We start from the raw sequence: 15,933 nt of genomic DNA on the forward strand, positions 1-15,933 counted from the left end.
ACCGCGACCGGCGCGCTGGGCGAGCCCTTCTAGGGCTTCCCGTCACCGGCCTGCCTGCCGGGATACAGGCGCTGAATCGTCAGCGCGGCCGCCAGCAGCCGCGAGTCGTGCGGATCGGTGGGATCGGCCCCGGTGATTTCGGCGATGCGGCGCAGGCGGTAACTGAAAGTGTTCGGGTGTACGTGGATCTCGGCGGCCGCGGCTTTGCGGTCGGAGCCGTGGCGCAGGTGCGCGTCGAGCGCGTCGAGCAGGTGCGGGCTGTCCAGGATGGGGGCGATGCGCTCGGCCAGCCGCGCGCGAGCGGTGCCCGGTCTGGTGAGCTGGTATTCCAGGAGCAGGTCGTCGAGCTGGTAGACGCCCGCAGGCCTGCCGAGCAGCCGCGCGAGTTCGGCGAGGTCGGTGGCTTCCTTCGCAGTCTGCGCGATGGCGTCCTGCGGCACCGCGGGATACTCGGCGAGGAACACCGGAATGCCGAAGTGCTCGGTCAATTCGGCGGCCAGCCCGGCATAGCGCGCGACATCGAGTTCGGTGTCCGAACCCGTGGGCAGCAAGGCGATTCCGGTCCAGCCGTCGAAGGTGGCCAGTGCTTTGGTCCCCGCGAGGGCGTCCAACGCGCGGTGCAGCAGGCGGATGCGGCGGCGCCCGACCAGCGTCGCGACCGTACTCGGCTGGTCGTCGGGCCGGATGTGGATCGCCAGCACCGTGTAGCGCTCGGCCAGCGTGGTGTCCGCCCGCGCCGCCAGTTCCTCGGCGGGCAGCCCGTGCAACAGCGCCGAGCACAGCGCGCGGCGCGCTTCCCGCTCGGCGTTGTAGATGGACTGCTCGACCTCGGTGTAGGTCTCCACGACCGTGATGTTGATCTGCATCAGCAGGTCGAGCAGGCGGCTGCCGACCACGACGAGGTCGTCGAGTTCGTCGCGGGACGCCAGCGCGGCCGCCTCCTGGAGCACCGACTGCGCGGAACCGTGAATGGCCTCGATGAGCAGGGGCAACGGAAACCGGTCCTCGGCGTGCCGCTCGGCCACCGGGGCGACGAACGTCGCGACCTCCGATTTGGTGAAGCTGCGCTGTTCACCGATCGCCTGGAGCACCGCGCGGCCGCAGGCGTAGATCGCAGGCAGCACCTCGGCGGTGAAATGCCCCTCCGGCAGATCGGCGGCGGGCGGGGTGGTGCCCAGGCCCGCGGCGAGCATGCGCTCGGCGATCTGTGGCCAGCGGGTGAGCAACCGGGCGACGAGGGGAGCGTCTCCGGTCACCGGGGACAACACGACGGACATGGGCCGATTGTTTCCGACCACAGAATCCCGGGGCAAGGTCGCCGGCGCGGCCGCGCGAATTTTGGCTCGCACGCCAAAATCCCGGTGGAAATCTTCTCCTCGAGGTGCAGTGACATTGCTACGGCGAGCGCTCTACATTCGGAAAGCGGCCGGCGCATATGGCCCTGATCACATCTGTCTCCAAATGTGGCGCGGAGAACATTTCGTGACGGTGCGACGATTTCACCGCCTGCCGCGTTCGTTCGGCGCGAATGGAAGTGAACAGGATGTTGGCAATGACGCACAACGCTCGACGGGCGATCATGGGGGCAGCGGTGATCGCGGGCCTGACAATGGCGACCGCGCTCGGCGGTGGAGCCGCGCAGGCGGAGATCGAACCGACACAGCAGGCCCTCGCCGAGTACATCACCGCCGGCTTGACGCCCGCGCCGGACGGCAGGCAGCCGCGCGCGATCGTGGACACCGGCAGTTCGTCGGGATGGGCGACCAGCGTCGCCTCCGACGCGTCCGGCGAAGGCCCGGAGATGTCGGCCTATCTCGCCGCCTTCGCCTACGGACTCACCCATCCCGACGCGGCTCCGCCCGGCGCGAACCGCTGGAACTGCACGCCGACCGCCGAACACCCGCGTCCGGTGGTGTTGCTGCACGGCACTTGGCTCAACGCCTACGACACCTTCGCCGCCCTGTCGCCGCGCTTGGCGCGCGCCGGATTCTGCGTGTTCGCCTTCAACTACGGGCGATCCGGCCTGCTGGAGGGCGGCGGCCTGGGACCGATCCTGCCAGGGCGCTTCGGCGTCGGGCCGATGGAGGACTCGGCGGGGCAGCTGCGGGACTTCGTCGACCGGGTGCTGGCCGCGACGGGAGCGCAGACCGTGGACATCGTCGGGCACTCCCAAGGCGGCACGATCGCCAACCACTATCTGAAATTCGACGGCGGCCAGGGCAAAGTGGGCGAACTGGTGAGTTTGGGCGCCACCCATCACGGCACCTCGCTGCTGGGCATCGCGACACTCGGCCGGATCATCAACAACCTCGGCGTGAATATCCTCGGGTTCTACGAGCCGCTGGTCGGCATCGCGAATATCCAGCAGGCGGCGGGCTCGCCGTTCTACGCCGGTTTGAATGCGCAGGGCGACACGGTGCCCGGCGTCGCCTACACGGCCATCGGTTCGCGGCACGACGAGATCACCAACCCGTATCAATGGACGTTCTTGCAGGCGGGTCCGGACGCAACGGTGGACAACGTCACGCTGCAGGACGGGTGCGAGCAGGATATGTCCGATCACCTCACGATGATGTACTCGCCACGCGCGGCTTCGATCGTGCTGCACGCGCTGGATCCGGTCGGACATCCGGCGCTGGAATGCACCTTCAATCCGTGGATGATCGGCGGAAACGGCGGCTTCTGAGCCTCGTTGTCACTGCATCGAAGCGAGAATCCGCGAGCGTCGAATTGGTGCCGGGGACAATTCTTTTCCGGCCACGACATTGCTTGGGTGGAATACGGGCATCGCGCGCCGTCCCGGCCCGACGGTGCCCGTCGTCACGGCCGTGCCGTCGGAAAGGGAGAACCGGATGAGTGTGGAGCCCGAGTGGGACGGCGGTCCGGTGCCGCCCGATCCGGACGTGTTCGCGCATCGGCCGCTGCTGCCGGACGGCGATCCCTTCTACGTGCCGCCGTCCGCGGTCGGACGCTTGCGCCCCGGTGCGATCGTCCGCACGCGCACCGTGGAGATCGGCTTCTTCGGTCTTGTGCCGCAGCGTATTTCGGCGTGGCAGTTGCTCTACCGCACCTGTGACCTGGATGGTGTGCCCGAGGTGGCGGTGACCACCGTGCTGCTGCCGTGGGGCGCGGATCCGGCCGAGCCGCGCCCGCTGGTCTCGTTCCAGTGCGCGATCGACGCGGTGGCGTCGAAATGTCTTCCCTCCTACGCACTGCGGCGCGGGGCGCGGGCGGCGGGGTCGATTCCCCAGCTCGAGCTGCCGTTGATCGCCAGCGCCCTGGCCCGGGGCTGGGCGGTGTCGGTGCCGGATCACGGGGGGACCGCCGGCCGGTTCGGCGTGGCCAGGGAGCCGGGATATCGCGCGCTGGACGCGGTTCGCGCCGCTCTCGCGTTCGTCCCGCTCGGGCTGGAACCGGCCACGCCGGTCGCGCTGTGGGGTTATTCGGGCGGGGGATTGGCCACCGCGTGGGCCGCGGAGGCGGCCGCCGAGTACGCGCCGGAGCTGAACGTGGTCGGCGCGGTCGCAGGCTCGCCGGTGGGTGATCCGGCCGCCGCCTTCGTCCGGCTCAACGGCACGCTGTTCGCGGGATTCGCGGCCGTCTTCACCGCCGGGCTGCGCCGCGGGTATCCGGACCTGGACCGCATGCTGCGCGCCCACCTGGACGCGCGGTATCTGGGCTGGCTGGCCGAGACCGAGACCACCGCGACGTTCCCGCTGCTGTATCGCTTCGCCCGGCGCGACATCGACAAGCACAGCGGCGCGGGGCTCGCCGCGATGATCGCCCAGGACGGGTTGCAACGGATCCTCGACGACATCCACCCGGGCCGCCGCGCGCCAGCCATGCCCATGCTGGTGCTGCAAGGCGTGTACGACGAGGTGATCGCGGTCGCCGACGTGGACGGCCACGTCGCGCGCTACGTGGACGCGGGCGTGCACGTGCGCTACCTGCGCGACCGGCTCAGCACCCATCTGCTGTTGCAGTTCCTGGCGCTGCCGGTCATGGTCGACTGGCTCGCCGGCCGCTTCGCCGGACGCGAGTTGCCCGCGGCCGGCACGCAGACGCGGTGGTCGCTCGCCTTCGCCGGTCCGGCGTTGCGCGGCCACCTGGGTTTCGCGGCCTTGCTTGTCCGCATGTGGCTCGGACGGCCGATCCGCGCGCCGCGCCCGCCCGCGCTGTCGCGGCCCCGCCCGCGCCGCCTGGCCATCCTTTCCGCCGCCCTTCGCAATCCCTTGTCCTGACCCCTGCTGCGCGGCCGCCGAGGGGCCGTCTGAGCTGGCCCGATCGCACACCGTCCCGGGGTTCCCACGAGATTCGGGTGTCGCACCGCAAAGGTGTCCGTTTTGCTCTAGCGTGAGCACGGTTGGTGCCGAGAGGGGTCGTGGATGCGTAGCGGGATGTTGAGTGTGGCGCAATTGCGGGACCGGGTCGACACGGGTGAGATCGACACGGTGCTGGTCGCCATGACCGATATGCAGGGGCGACTGCAAGGCAAACGCTGCGCAGCACGATATTTTCTGGACGAGGTGGTCCAGCACGCCACCGAGGCGTGCGGATACCTGCTCGCGGTGGACGTGGATATGACCACCGTCGACGGATACGCGCTGTCGTCCTGGGAGACCGGGTACGGGGACGTCGTGCTGCGGCCGGATCTGCGCACCCTGCGGACGACACCGTGGTGGCCGGGCACGGCGCTCGTGTTGTGCGACGTCGAGCACGTGGTGCCGGAGGGGCGGCCCGTGCCCGCCTCGCCGCGCCAGGTGCTGCGCAGGCAGCTGGACCGGTTGGCCGAGCGCGGCCTGCGCGCGTTCGTCGGGACCGAACTCGAATTCCTGGTGTTCGACGACAGCTACGAGGCCGCCTGGAACGCCGGCTACCGCGGACTGACACCGGCCAACCAGTACAACGTCGACTACTCGATGCTCGGCACCGGGCGGATCGAACCGTTGTTGCGCCGCATCCGCAAGGAGATGGACGGCGCGGGAATGTATGTCGAGTCGGCCAAAGGCGAATGCAACCCCGGCCAGCACGAGATCGCGTTCCGGTACGACGAAGCACTGGTCACCTGCGACAACCACAGCATCTACAAGACCGGTGCGAAGGAGATCGCCGCCCAGGAAGGGCGCAGTCTCACGTTCATGGCGAAATACAATGAGCGCGAGGGGAATTCCTGTCACATCCACTTGAGTCTGCGCGATGACTCGGGAGCGCCCGTCTTCGCGGGCGACGGCGCGGACGGCATGTCGGCGCTGATGCGGCAGTTCATCGCGGGCCAGCTGGACTGCCTGCGCGAGTTCACCTACCTGCTGGCGCCGAACATCAACTCCTACAAGCGATTCGTCACCGGGAGCTTCGCGCCGACCGCGATCGCGTGGGGCCGCGACAACCGGACCTGCGCCGTCCGCGTGGTCGGCGAGGACCATTCGCTGCGATTCGAGAACCGGGTGCCCGGCGGCGACGTGAACCCGTACCTGGCCGTGGCCGCCCTCATCGCGGCGGGACTGCACGGTATCGATCGCGGGCTGCCGCTGGAGCCGGAATTCCACGGCAACGCCTACCGCTCCGAGCGCCCTCGGGTGCCGCGGACGCTGCGCGAGGCGGCCCAGCTGTTCGGCGACAGCACGGTGGCCCGCGCGGCCTTCGGTGATGATGTAGTGGAGCACTACCGCAACGCGGCGCGGGTCGAGCTGGACGCCTATGACGCCGCGGTCACCGACTGGGAGCGTATCCGTGGTTTCGAACGACTCTGAGGTCGCGGGAGCCCGTCCCGTGATCGGCCTGCCCACCTACGTGGAACAGGTCCGCTTCAACGCCTGGGACCTGCCGGGCGCGGTCCTGCCGCACGCCTATGTCGAGATGGTGGCCGCCGCGGGCGGTATCCCCGTGTTGCTGCCGCCCGCGGGCGTCGCGCGTCCGGAGTTGGTGCGGCGGCTCGACGGATTGGTGCTGACCGGCGGCGCGGACGTCGATCCGGTCCGCTACGGCGGCCCGTCGTCCGGGATACCCGGCTACACCAGGCCGGATCGGGACGAATCGGAGTTCGGTCTGTTCGAGCTGGCACGGGCGGCGGACATGCCCATAGTCGCGGTGTGCCGCGGGCTGCAACTGGCGAACGTGGCGCTCGGCGGCACGTTGATCCCGCACCTGCCCGACGTCGTCGGTCACGAGGAGCACTCCGGCGTCGAGGGCGGATTCACCGCCACCCGGGTGCTGACCATCGCGGGCAGCCGGATCGCCCGCTCGGCCGGTCCGGAACTGAAAGTGCACTGCCACCATCATCAGGCCATCGATCGGCTCGCGGAGGGCCTGGCCGCCACCGCGTACGCCGCCGACGGCACCATCGAGGCCGTGGAGTCCACCGACGGATCGTTCCTGGTCGGCGTGCAGTGGCATCCGGAGGCCGACGCCACCGATCGCCGATTGATCCGGGCGCTGGTCGAGGCGGCGGACACCTATCGAAGGGAGCGCGACCGGTGACGACAGCGCAGGTGGTCAACCCGGCGACCGAACAGGTGGTCACCACCGTCGAACTCGCCGGGGAAGCGGAGACCGACGCGGCCATCGCCCGCGCGCAGCGTGCCTCGGCCGCCTGGCGCGAAGTGGCGCCGGGAGACCGGGCACGCTTGCTGCGCCGGTTCGCCGAGGCGGTCGACTCGGACCTGGAGCACCTCGCTCGGCTCGAGGTCGCCAACGCCGGGCACACCATCGGCAACGCGCGCTGGGAGGCGGGCAACGTCCGCGACGTCCTGCACTACGCGGCCGGGATGCCGGAACGACTGCTGGGACAGCAGATTCCGGTCGCGGGCGGGGTCGACATCACCTTCCACGAGCCGCTCGGCGTCGTCGGGGTGATCGTGCCGTGGAACTTCCCGATGCCGATCGCCGCGTGGGGCTTCGCGCCCGCGCTCGCCGCGGGCAACACGGTGGTGCTGAAGCCCGCCGAGGTCACCCCGCTGACCGCCTTGCGGCTCGGCGAACTCGCGCTCGAGGCGGGACTGCCCGAGGACGTGTTCCAGGTGCTGCCCGGAAAGGGATCCGTGGTGGGGCAGCGCTTCGTCACCCACCCGGTCGTTCGCAAGGTGGTGTTCACCGGTTCCACCGAAGTGGGCACGCAGATCATGGCGGGCTGCGCACGGCAGGTGAAGCGGGTGACGCTGGAACTGGGCGGCAAGAGCGCGAACATCGTGTTCGCCGACGCCGACCTGGAGCAGGCGGCGGCCACCGCGCCCTCCGGCGTCTTCGACAACGCCGGGCAGGACTGCTGCGCCCGGTCGCGGATCCTGGTGCAGCGCAGTGTCTTCGACCGTTTCCTCGAACTGCTGGAACCTGCGGTGCAGGGCGTGCGGGTGGGCGACCCGTCCGACGAAGCCACCGAGATGGGTCCGCTCATCTCGGCGGCGCACCGGGAGCGGGTGGCCGCGTTCGTGCAGCCTTCGACCGAGGTGGCGTTCACCGGAAGCATGCCCGAGGGGCCCGGATTCTGGTACCCCCCGACCGTGGTGCTGCCCGGCGCGCCCACCGACCGGGTGCTCACCGAGGAGGTGTTCGGCCCGGTGGTCGCCGTGCTGCCGTTCGACGACGAGGCCGACGCGCTGCGCATCGCCAACGACACGAATTACGGTCTGTCCGGTTCGATCTGGACCCGTGATGTCGGCCGGGCGCTGCGCGTGGCCCGCGGCGTGGAGGCGGGCAACCTGTCGGTGAACTCGCATTCCTCCGTGCGGTATTGGACGCCGTTCGGCGGGTTCAAGCAGTCCGGGCTGGGGCGCGAACTCGGGCCGGATGCCGCGCTCGCCTTCACCGAGACCAAGAACGTCTTCCTCGCCACGCAGTGATACCCGCATATCCGACAGGAGATACCTTGCAGCGCTTACAGGATCGAGTCGCCGTCGTCACCGGCGGCGGGAGCGGTATCGGTCTGGCCACGGTCCGTCGCTTCGCGGCGGAGGGGGCGAAAGTGGTGGTCGCGGACATCGATGCGGGGACCGGCGAGGCGGCCGCCAAGGAGGTCGGCGGCCGGTACGTCCAGGTGGACGTGACCGACGAAGCCCAGGTCGAGGCCCTGTTCCAGACCGCGGTCGACGCCTACGGCGGGCTGGACATCGCGTTCAACAACGCGGGCATCTCCCCGCCGGAGGACGATTCGATCCTGACCACCGGCATCGACGCGTGGCGGCGCGTCCAGGAGGTCAATCTGACGTCGGTGTACCTGTGCAGCAAGTACGCCATCGGGCACATGCTCGAGCGCGGCAAGGGCTCGGTGATCAACACCGCCTCGTTCGTGGCGGTGCTGGGCGCGGCGACTTCGCAGATTTCCTACACCGCCTCCAAAGGCGGTGTGCTGGCGATGAGCCGGGAACTCGGAGTGCAGTTCGCCCGCAGTGGCATTCGGGTGAACGCGCTGTGCCCCGGTCCGGTCAACACGCCCTTGCTCCAGGAACTGTTCGCCAAGGATCCCGAGCGGGCCGCGCGGCGTCTGGTGCACGTTCCGCTCGGCCGGTTCGCCGAACCCGAGGAGATCGCCGCCGCCGTCGCGTTCCTCGCCAGCGACGATTCCTCGTTCATCACCGCGTCGCAATTCCTGGTGGACGGTGGCATCGCGGGCGCGTACGTGACGCCGCTGTAGACCGCGCCCTAGTTCGGCGCTCCCCATCGTGCGCCGCCGTCGACGCGCACCACGATCCCGGTCGTGAACGAATTCCCCACCAGGAATTCGATCGCGTGGGCCACGTCGTCGGCGGTGCCGACGCGGCCCACCGGCGTGGTCGCGGCGATCGAGTCGAAGACTTCGGCGCGCGCGTCGTCGGGTAGGAAGCTCCACCACTCGGTGTCGATCACGCCGGGGGACACCGCGTTCACCCGCAGAGGTGCCAGCTCGGCGGCCAGCACCGGAACCATCGCCTCCACCGCGGAATTCACCGCGGCCAGTGCCGCGGTGGCGGGCATCGAACCGCCCGCCGACGCCGCCGACACCAAGGTGATCGACCCGCCCTCCGCCAGATGCGGCAGCGCCGCCTGCATCGCGGCAGTGTGCGCGAGCAGCTTGCCCTCGACGTGCCCGCGCAGGTGGTCGAGTTCCAGTTCGCGGAACGGTGCCGTGCCCGACGGGCCGGTCACGGTCACCACCACGTGGTCGATCGGCCCGAGTTCGGTGAAGAACCGGGCCAGTGCCGCCTCGTCCCGCGCGTCGACGGTCCGGCCGGTGACGTTCTCGCCGGCCTCGGCGAGCGCGGCCGCGAGCCGGTCCGCGTCCCGACCGGCGATGACCACGTCGCATTCGTGGGCCGCAAGCCTACGCGCCGTGGCCAGGCCGATGCCCGATGTCCCGCCGACGATGACGACTCGGTTGCGCACGACAGCCTCCTATTTTCGATGCTCAGTGTCTCGAAATATAAACGAGGCACTGTGTCTTGTAAAGTGGCGGCATGACCGGAACACGCGGCCGGCCGCGCAGTGAGGACGCCAGGCGCGCGATCCTGCGCGTGGCGCTGGAGCTGTGCGAACGCGACGGCTATCAGGACCTGACCATCAAGGCGATCGCCGACGCGGCGGGCGTGGGCAGGCAGACCGTGTACCGCTGGTGGCCGGACAAGGCCGCGGTGCTCATGGAGGCGCTCGCGGGGCTCGCGGAGCAGGACCCTGCGCTGCGCGTGCATGCCGAGTCCGCCGCCGTGCTCGCGGAGATCGAAGCTTTGCTCACCGCGACATATGAACTCACGCGCAGGCTGACGGGGCAGGCGCTGGTCGGGTTGATGGCCGATGCCCAGCGTGATCCCGAACTCTCGAAGCGCTTGCAGGAAACTGTGATCGGCCCACGCCGTGCGGTGCTGCGTACATTGCTGCGGCGCGGTGTGGACAACGGTGAGTTCGCCGAGACGGTGCCCTTGGACCTCGTGGTGGATTTCGCGTTCGGGGCCATGTGGTACCGGCTGTTGAGTCGGCACGCCCCGGTCGACGGCGGGCTGGCGCGGGAGGTCGCAGCCGCGGTCGCCGCCATGCTCGGGCGGGGGTGAAGCTCGGCGCTCGATGGCACTTTTCAGCGCCTCCGCCATCTGATGTGACCGGCATCACAATTGTTCAAGTAGTGGCAGGTCGCAGTGGACTTCCTTGCGTGTTCTCGGCTGTGCGCCTGTTTGCCGGGCTGGAATCCTGGGTATCGGTCTGTTTCGTGCCACACCTTCGGTTCTCGGACCGGAGGTGGAACGAACCGAGGTCCGTGGACGGACTGGAGAGGACGTGCACGTGACCGACCGAACATCCGAGAGTTTCCCGCTGCGGCGTTCCGTGGCGGCCTCCGCCATGGGCAACGCGACCGAATGGTTCGACTACGGCGTCTACGCCGCCACGGCGACATACCTGACCGACGCCTTCTTCCCCGGCGAACTGGGCACGCTCGGCACCATGCTCGGCTTCGCCGTCTCCTTCGTCCTCCGGCCGCTCGGCGGCATGGTGTGGGGGCCGCTCGGTGACCGGATCGGCCGGAAAGCCGTGCTGGCCACCACCATCCTGCTCATGGCGGCCGCCACGGGAGCCATCGGCGTGCTGCCCACCCACGCGTCCGTCGGTGTGCTGGCTCCGATCCTGCTCATCCTGCTGCGTGTGGTGCAGGGCTTCTCCACCGGAGGCGAATACGGCGGCGCGGCAACGTATCTCGCCGAATGCGCCACCGACCGCAAACGCGGCTTCCTCGGCAGTTTCCTGGAGTTCGGCACGCTCGCCGGCTTCGTCGGCGGTTCCGCGACAGTGCTGGCCTGCCAGCTCGCGCTCGGCTCGGACACCATGCACGAATGGGGCTGGCGCATCCCGTTCCTGATCGCCATACCGCTCGGCCTGACCGGCTGGTACCTGCGGGCCAGGCTGGCCGAGAGCCCGGTGTTCACCGAGGTCGCCGAGCACAAGCATCCGCCCGGCGGCCTGCGCGAGGTGCTGACCACCTACCGGCGCGAGACGCTCACGCTGGCCGGACTGGTGGTCGCGCTCAACGTGGTGAACTACACGCTGCTGACCTACCAGCCCACCTATCTGCAGAACACCATCGGCATGGGCGAGTCGGCGACCACAGCGATGATGCTGATCGGCCAGTTGGTGATGATGGTGGTGCTGCCCTTCTTCGGCCGACTGTCCGACAGTGTCGGCCGCCGCCCGATGTGGTTGTTCTCCCTGATGGGTCTCGCTGTGCTCGCGGTGCCGATGTACTGGCTGATGGGGCAGGGGACCGTGTGGGCCATCATCGGCTTCATCGTGCTCGGCCTGCTGTACGTGCCGCAGCTGTCCACCATCAGCTCCACCTTCCCGGCCATCTTCCCGACGCATGTGCGGTACGCGGGCTTCGCGCTGGCCTACAACGTCTCCACCGCGATCTTCGGCGGCACCGCCCCGCTGATCAACGAGGCCGTCATCCAGACCACCGGCTGGTCGCTGTTCCCCGCCGTCTACATGGTCGGCGCGTCCCTGATCGGCCTGCTCGCCTGGAACTACTTGCGCGAAACCGCAGGCACCTCACTGCGCGGCACCGAAGTCCCCGACGCGGGCGAACCTGCCCAGGACAACCCTGCCTCCGACCCGGATCTGCCCGCACAACCCGCGTTCTGAACCGCGGCCAACCGCCCGCGACACCACCGTCGTGCCTGGACTTCCCGATGGGTGCGGCTGGGGATGTCGTCTACTGCGTGGCGGACCAGACGGTTACCGAGGCCGTGTAGGCGTGGATTGCGTTGTCGACGGAGATGCCGGTGAGGAAAGCGGTGCGGCCTGCGGCGGTTTTGACGCAGTAGGCGCTGTCCTTGGTGACCGGGAGGGTTTCGGCGCCCTGGGTGGCGACGAGGTCGGAGCATTGCTGCCGGGTGGGTTCGGCCGGGGTGGTCCACAGGGCGAGGGTGGGCTTCGTCGTGAAGAAGCCGCCGCCGAGTCCGTACAGGGTGGCTTTGTCGAACCCACCGGAAGCATTGCGGTCGTAACTGACCCATGCGCTGGCGCCATTGTTGCTGGTCAGCACGCGGGGCGGGACGGAGTCCAAATCCAGATAGGTGAGGTTGATCGTGCCGGTCCATCGGACATCGTTCGGCGAAGCGGTCGCCGATGTCGTCGGTGCGGCGGAGGAAACGGACGAGGGTGCGCGGTCGTCCGGGGCGGCGCTGCGGGTGGTCTGCTGAGCCGGCGTCGAGGTCGACGCGGCGGAGGCGTCGTCATCGGTGAACTTCTCCACCCCCAAGACGATCAACCCGGAGATGATGGGGAACAGCAATGTGGTGAGAATCGTCCCGGAGTGACGACGAACCCAGCTCTTGCGCTCGGCGGGGTCCTGCTGCCGGGGTTGCTCTGTCTCGCGTGTGTCCGCGTCGGGCTCGTTGTCCCCCATGGAGCTGCCTCCTGTAGCCGCATCGGTTTCGAAAGCTCGACGTTTGCCTGATCTGGCCATTGGGCGGTGCCGTTGATCATGCTGGTGTGCTGATCTCCAATTGTCAATGGCCGCAATTACTCCGGCACGTGCGACGGGGGCTCAGGTAGCGGCGGGTGGCTCGTCGTCTTCGGGCCAGCTGTCCTCGATGATCAGGCGGCCGTCTCGCAGAGCGGTCGCGTACTGATCGGCCACCAGGTCGGCCGGGTAGGTCGGCCAGTAGGAGATCGCGCCGGTGGGTTTGTCGATGACGCAGACGGAACCGCCGACCACCACCAGCGGGCTGTCCGGCTCGGCGTGCGGCGGGCGGGGGAAGGTGGCGACGGCGACGAAGCAGGTGTCGAATTCGGTGAGCTGGTAGGCGATTCCGCGGTCGGCGTAGTCGCCGTTGGCGAGATGGTGGTCGGCGATCCGGTGCGCCTCGGTCAGGTCCACCGGTGTGGTCGCCTCGGTCGGGTAGGCGTGGATGTCCATGTGTCGATGGCGGCCGGGGGATGGCCGCCCGCTCCTTCCGGGTCTCTGGATAGCACGGTGGCGGCTCGGCGCAAGCGGGTTTCCGGTCAGTCGAACCGGATGGTGGACAACATCTTGCGGGCCAAGACCTCCGGATCGGATTCGGCGGCCAGTGATGAATTATGCAGTGCCCCTTCGCGCCACAGCGAAGCGAAGCCGTGCACCAGCGACCATGCGGCGAGCTGAGTCGCCTGCTGCCGGTCGTGGCTGTCGCCCGGCCGGATGTCCGAGACACCGGCGCGCAGGGCCGTCGCGGAACGTTCCCGGGCGACGCGCAACGCCGCGTCGTCCGGGTGCAAGAGACTGTGGCGGAACATCACGTCGAAGTGTCCGGGGTGCTCGCGGGCGAAGCGAATGTAGGCCACCGCGACCTCGCGGAAATCCTCTCCGGCCCCGGCGAGCTGCGCGGCCAGCAGCTCGAAGCCCTCGGTGGCCAACGCGGTGAGCAGTCCCGCGCGGTCGCCGAAGTGGTGGGCGGGCGCGGCGTGCGAGACGCCCGCGTGCCGCGCCAGGTTGCGCAGCGATAGTGCGTCGACGCCGTCGGCGGCGATCCGCTCGGCGGCCGCGCTCAGCAGGGCCGCGCGGAGATCTCCGTGGTGGTAGCCGTCCTTAGCCATACCTCGATGGTGACCGATAATCTAGACATTGACAAGTTCGCGCCGAGTGCCTAATCTTTCCACTGTCAAGATTCGCTCGATGCACAGGAGATCCCGATGGCACCGCTGGTTGTCCTCGTCGCCGTCACCGCACTCGCCCGGCTCGCCGGGTGGCTGATCGGTCACGGTTGGTTCGATTCGTGGGCGCACGCGGCCGCACTCGGGCTGGCCGCGATGCTCGTGCTCACGTCGAGCGCGCACTTCCTCCAGCCGCGCCGCGACGCCCTGATCGCCATGGTGCCGCCGCGGCTGCCGAACGCCGCCGCGCTGGTGACGCTGACCGGCGTGCTGGAACTGGCGGGTGCGGCGGGCGTACTGATCCCGGCCACCGCGGACCTGGCCGCGGCCTGCCTGATCGCGCTGCTGGTGGCGCTGTTCCCGGCGAACGTCCGCGCCGCCCGCGCCGAACTGGGCATCAAGACCATGCCGCTGCCGCTGCGGGCACTGGTGCAGCTGCTCTTCATCGCGGCCTGTGTGGTCGTCATCGCCGGCTGAGTACGGCAAAAGACCCGCTCGCACATCGTAATTCGATGTGCGAGCGGGCCTTTCGCGCGGTCGACGTTCAGTTGCCGCGCAGCGCCTTCGCGATGGTGCGACGCATGAACGGCCGCGCGAGGTCCTCGGGCAGGTTCGCCCAGGCCAGGAAGAACCGCGTCAGCGGGTCGAGCGCGATGTGGTGGCGTCCGCGTGCCAAGCCCCGTACGGCGGCTTCGGCGACCCGCTGGGCCGACATCGGCTCGATGGACCCGGTGATGGCCTTTGTCTCCACCGGTTTTCGCTGGTTCTCCATGGCCAGCCCCGGTGTGTCGGTGTCGGCCGGATAGATCACCGTGACGTCCACGCCCTTCGGCTCGACTTCATAGCGCAGGCACAACGCCAACTGCCGGATGCTCGCCTTGGTCGGCCCGTAGGCGGTGTAGCCGGTGATTCCGAGGAACGCCGACGTCGAACTGACCAGCAGGATCTTGCCGCCGCCCCGCCGCACCATGCCGGGCAGCACCTGCCGCACGGCGTACACCGCGCCGAGATAGTTCGCCGACATCTGCACCTCGAACTCATCGGCGTCCACCTCGAGGAACCGCCCGGGCAGCGCGAGACCCGCACAACAGGCGATGACCTCGCACGGCCCGTTGCGCTGCTCCAATTCCGAGATGGCCGAGGCGAGTTGGTCCGGCCGCGTCACGTCCGCGGCGGCGCAGTCCACGCCCAGCCGTTTCGCGGTGTCGCGCAACGGTAGCTCACGGCGCGCGATGATCGAGACCTGCGCGCCGCGCCGCGCGAAAGCCTCCGCCACCGCGGCGCCGATCCCTTCCGATCCGCCGGTGACGACGACGTGCTTGCCGACCCAGTCCTCGACCCGTCCCATCGCGGCGGCTCAGGCTCGGCTCGCGGTGACGATCTCGGCGATACGGTCCCGCCACAGCAGGTAGGTGCCGGAGCTGCCGTCGTCGGGCAGGCCGTCGAGCGAGCTCTCGATCAGCGCGTCGGTCTCGGCCACGCCCGCGCCGCAGAAGACCTGCGCCGCGGCCTCGCTGTGCTCGTTGACGCTGTTGGTCTGCTGCCGGATGCGGGCGACCATGGCCGACCCCAGCGACAGCTGCGGCCGGAACGCATCGGCGGCGTCCCAGAGTTCCTCCATCGCCGCCGGTTCCACGCCGCCCGCGAAGGTGACGGCGATGCCGACGCCGCTCCACAGATCCGCGTGCCGCTGCGGCTCGAACTCGCCGATCAGCCGCACGACCCCGGCCGGGCTGCCCCCGCCGATGAACCACAGCGCACGGCCCATACCCTGATCGGCGATGCGCTTCAGGTTGTCGCGGTCGCCGAGCCAGCCGGGATAGCGGGTCTCGACGTGCTTGTCGCGCACGTAGCGCTGCATCTGGAAGAACGCCTTGTAGAAGCCGTAACCGTCGATGGCCAGCCAGCGGAACAGCGGGTGTTGCGGGAACAGCTTCTTCCACCGGAGCTTCGGGATCTTCGCCATCGCGAGTCCGACCCCGACGTACATGGTCAGCGCGTAGTCGCGGGCCGGACCCTCGATCAGGTCGGCCGCGCGCCGGCCGGGGGAGAGGGAGTCGATCGCGGTGAGGCCGACGGCCGCGCCTTCGTAGGCGAACCCGCGGTACTTCGGCGGGACCTGCAGCAGTGTGGCGATCAGCTCGTCGTTGTCCGAGCTGCGGACCGCGGAGTCGATGCCGCCGACCAGATGCATGGTCACCTGCTCGAGTTCGAGCGCGGTGTGCTGGTCGGGCTGCTCGAATTTGCTCAGCACCGAGCGAACACTGGCCGGACTGGGAACGAAAAGGGCCGCGCGCAGCGGACCCAACGGCGAGGGCATGTGATTCTCCAATCGTCAGAGGAGTCTTT

At 69.2% G+C, this 15,933-nt stretch carries 16 protein-coding genes; 9 read left to right on the forward strand and 7 right to left on the reverse strand.

The window, feature by feature from the left end; all coding sequences use genetic code 11:
* Positions 1-29: 29 nt before the first annotated feature.
* On the reverse strand, positions 30-1,277 hold the full coding sequence (locus tag GVY64_RS02600) for a PucR family transcriptional regulator (protein ID WP_159838353.1): 1,248 nt from the start codon (positions 1,275-1,277) through the stop codon (positions 30-32).
* A gap of 275 nt (positions 1,278-1,552) precedes the next feature.
* Here GVY64_RS02600 and GVY64_RS02605 point away from each other — a divergent pair, with 275 nt between their 5' ends.
* From GVY64_RS02605 to GVY64_RS02630, 6 genes are all read left to right on the forward strand, one after another.
* Positions 1,553-2,686, forward strand: a complete 1,134-nt coding sequence (locus tag GVY64_RS02605) for an esterase/lipase family protein (RefSeq protein WP_159838355.1) — start codon at positions 1,553-1,555, stop codon at positions 2,684-2,686.
* 166 nt (positions 2,687-2,852) lie between these two features.
* Entirely contained in the window at positions 2,853-4,241 is a 1,389-nt protein-coding gene (locus GVY64_RS02610) for a lipase family protein (RefSeq protein WP_159838357.1), read from the forward strand.
* 144 nt (positions 4,242-4,385) lie between these two features.
* Positions 4,386-5,750 carry a glutamine synthetase family protein gene (locus GVY64_RS02615; RefSeq protein ID WP_201297875.1) on the forward strand — a complete coding sequence of 455 codons (1,365 nt, stop codon included), beginning with the start codon at positions 4,386-4,388 and terminating at the stop codon, positions 5,748-5,750.
* Complete coding sequence (locus GVY64_RS02620) at positions 5,731-6,477, forward strand: gamma-glutamyl-gamma-aminobutyrate hydrolase family protein (RefSeq protein ID WP_236566569.1); 747 nt, start codon at positions 5,731-5,733, stop codon at positions 6,475-6,477. The genes GVY64_RS02615 and GVY64_RS02620 overlap by 20 nt, the downstream gene beginning before the upstream one ends.
* Positions 6,474-7,835, forward strand: a complete 1,362-nt coding sequence (locus tag GVY64_RS02625) for an aldehyde dehydrogenase family protein (RefSeq protein WP_159838361.1) — start codon at positions 6,474-6,476, stop codon at positions 7,833-7,835. The genes GVY64_RS02620 and GVY64_RS02625 overlap by 4 nt, the downstream gene beginning before the upstream one ends.
* Before the next feature lie 26 nt (positions 7,836-7,861).
* Positions 7,862-8,626, forward strand: a complete 765-nt coding sequence (locus tag GVY64_RS02630; protein WP_159838363.1) for a 3-oxoacyl-ACP reductase — start codon at positions 7,862-7,864, stop codon at positions 8,624-8,626.
* 8 nt (positions 8,627-8,634) lie between these two features.
* Here the strand turns inward: GVY64_RS02630 and GVY64_RS02635 are convergent, their stop codons facing one another.
* Positions 8,635-9,354: an SDR family oxidoreductase gene (locus GVY64_RS02635; protein WP_159838364.1), complete on the reverse strand. Its 720-nt coding sequence runs from the start codon at positions 9,352-9,354 to the stop codon at positions 8,635-8,637.
* 71 nt (positions 9,355-9,425) lie between these two features.
* Here GVY64_RS02635 and GVY64_RS02640 point away from each other — a divergent pair, with 71 nt between their 5' ends.
* Positions 9,426-10,013 carry a TetR/AcrR family transcriptional regulator gene (locus GVY64_RS02640; protein ID WP_159838366.1) on the forward strand — a complete coding sequence of 196 codons (588 nt, stop codon included), beginning with the start codon at positions 9,426-9,428 and terminating at the stop codon, positions 10,011-10,013.
* A gap of 286 nt (positions 10,014-10,299) precedes the next feature.
* Positions 10,300-11,592, forward strand: coding sequence for an MFS transporter (locus GVY64_RS02645; protein ID WP_159838836.1), 1,293 nt, complete (start codon positions 10,300-10,302; stop codon positions 11,590-11,592).
* Between the two features lie 70 nt (positions 11,593-11,662).
* Here GVY64_RS02645 and GVY64_RS02650 read toward each other — a convergent pair whose 3' ends face one another.
* The 3 genes from GVY64_RS02650 to GVY64_RS02660 all read right to left on the reverse strand — a co-directional run bounded on the left by GVY64_RS02650 (position 11,663) and on the right by GVY64_RS02660 (position 13,527).
* Positions 11,663-12,358, reverse strand: coding sequence for a hypothetical protein (locus GVY64_RS02650; protein WP_159838368.1), 696 nt, complete (start codon positions 12,356-12,358; stop codon positions 11,663-11,665).
* Positions 12,359-12,499: 141 nt separating this feature from the next.
* On the reverse strand, positions 12,500-12,871 hold the full coding sequence (locus GVY64_RS02655; RefSeq protein ID WP_159838370.1) for a hypothetical protein: 372 nt from the start codon (positions 12,869-12,871) through the stop codon (positions 12,500-12,502).
* An 86-nt stretch (positions 12,872-12,957) separates the two neighbouring features.
* Positions 12,958-13,527: a TetR/AcrR family transcriptional regulator gene (locus tag GVY64_RS02660; protein ID WP_159838372.1), complete on the reverse strand. Its 570-nt coding sequence runs from the start codon at positions 13,525-13,527 to the stop codon at positions 12,958-12,960.
* Between the two features lie 96 nt (positions 13,528-13,623).
* Between GVY64_RS02660 and GVY64_RS02665 the strand changes: the two genes are divergently transcribed.
* Positions 13,624-14,061: a hypothetical protein gene (locus tag GVY64_RS02665; RefSeq protein WP_159838374.1), complete on the forward strand. Its 438-nt coding sequence runs from the start codon at positions 13,624-13,626 to the stop codon at positions 14,059-14,061.
* Positions 14,062-14,128: 67 nt separating this feature from the next.
* On the opposite strand, the gene GVY64_RS02670 is transcribed toward GVY64_RS02665, so the two are convergent.
* On the reverse strand, positions 14,129-14,932 hold the full coding sequence (locus tag GVY64_RS02670) for an SDR family oxidoreductase (protein ID WP_159838376.1): 804 nt from the start codon (positions 14,930-14,932) through the stop codon (positions 14,129-14,131).
* Positions 14,933-14,941: 9 nt separating this feature from the next.
* A complete protein-coding gene (locus GVY64_RS02675) occupies positions 14,942-15,904 on the reverse strand; it encodes a DUF1702 family protein (protein WP_159838378.1) in 963 nt (320 codons plus the stop codon).
* Between the last annotated feature and the right edge of the window lie 29 nt (positions 15,905-15,933).

The organism is Nocardia sp. CY41 (assembly GCF_009829325.1).
In the GTDB taxonomy this organism is placed as follows: Bacteria; Actinomycetota; Actinomycetes; order Mycobacteriales; family Mycobacteriaceae; genus Nocardia.

Coding starts and splice junctions, on each gene's coding strand:
- GVY64_RS02600 (WP_159838353.1), bottom strand. CDS start 1,277: ATGTCCGTCGTGTTGTCCCCGGTGACCGGAGACGCTCCCCTCGTCGCC.
- GVY64_RS02605 (WP_159838355.1), top strand. CDS start 1,553: ATGACGCACAACGCTCGACGGGCGATCATGGGGGCAGCGGTGATCGCG.
- GVY64_RS02610 (WP_159838357.1), top strand. CDS start 2,853: ATGAGTGTGGAGCCCGAGTGGGACGGCGGTCCGGTGCCGCCCGATCCG.
- GVY64_RS02615 (WP_201297875.1), top strand. CDS start 4,386: ATGCGTAGCGGGATGTTGAGTGTGGCGCAATTGCGGGACCGGGTCGAC.
- GVY64_RS02640 (WP_159838366.1), top strand. CDS start 9,426: ATGACCGGAACACGCGGCCGGCCGCGCAGTGAGGACGCCAGGCGCGCG.
- GVY64_RS02645 (WP_159838836.1), top strand. CDS start 10,300: ATGGGCAACGCGACCGAATGGTTCGACTACGGCGTCTACGCCGCCACG.
- GVY64_RS02650 (WP_159838368.1), bottom strand. CDS start 12,358: ATGGGGGACAACGAGCCCGACGCGGACACACGCGAGACAGAGCAACCC.
- GVY64_RS02655 (WP_159838370.1), bottom strand. CDS start 12,871: ATGGACATCCACGCCTACCCGACCGAGGCGACCACACCGGTGGACCTG.
- GVY64_RS02660 (WP_159838372.1), bottom strand. CDS start 13,527: ATGGCTAAGGACGGCTACCACCACGGAGATCTCCGCGCGGCCCTGCTG.
- GVY64_RS02665 (WP_159838374.1), top strand. CDS start 13,624: ATGGCACCGCTGGTTGTCCTCGTCGCCGTCACCGCACTCGCCCGGCTC.
- GVY64_RS02670 (WP_159838376.1), bottom strand. CDS start 14,932: ATGGGACGGGTCGAGGACTGGGTCGGCAAGCACGTCGTCGTCACCGGC.
- GVY64_RS02675 (WP_159838378.1), bottom strand. CDS start 15,904: ATGCCCTCGCCGTTGGGTCCGCTGCGCGCGGCCCTTTTCGTTCCCAGT.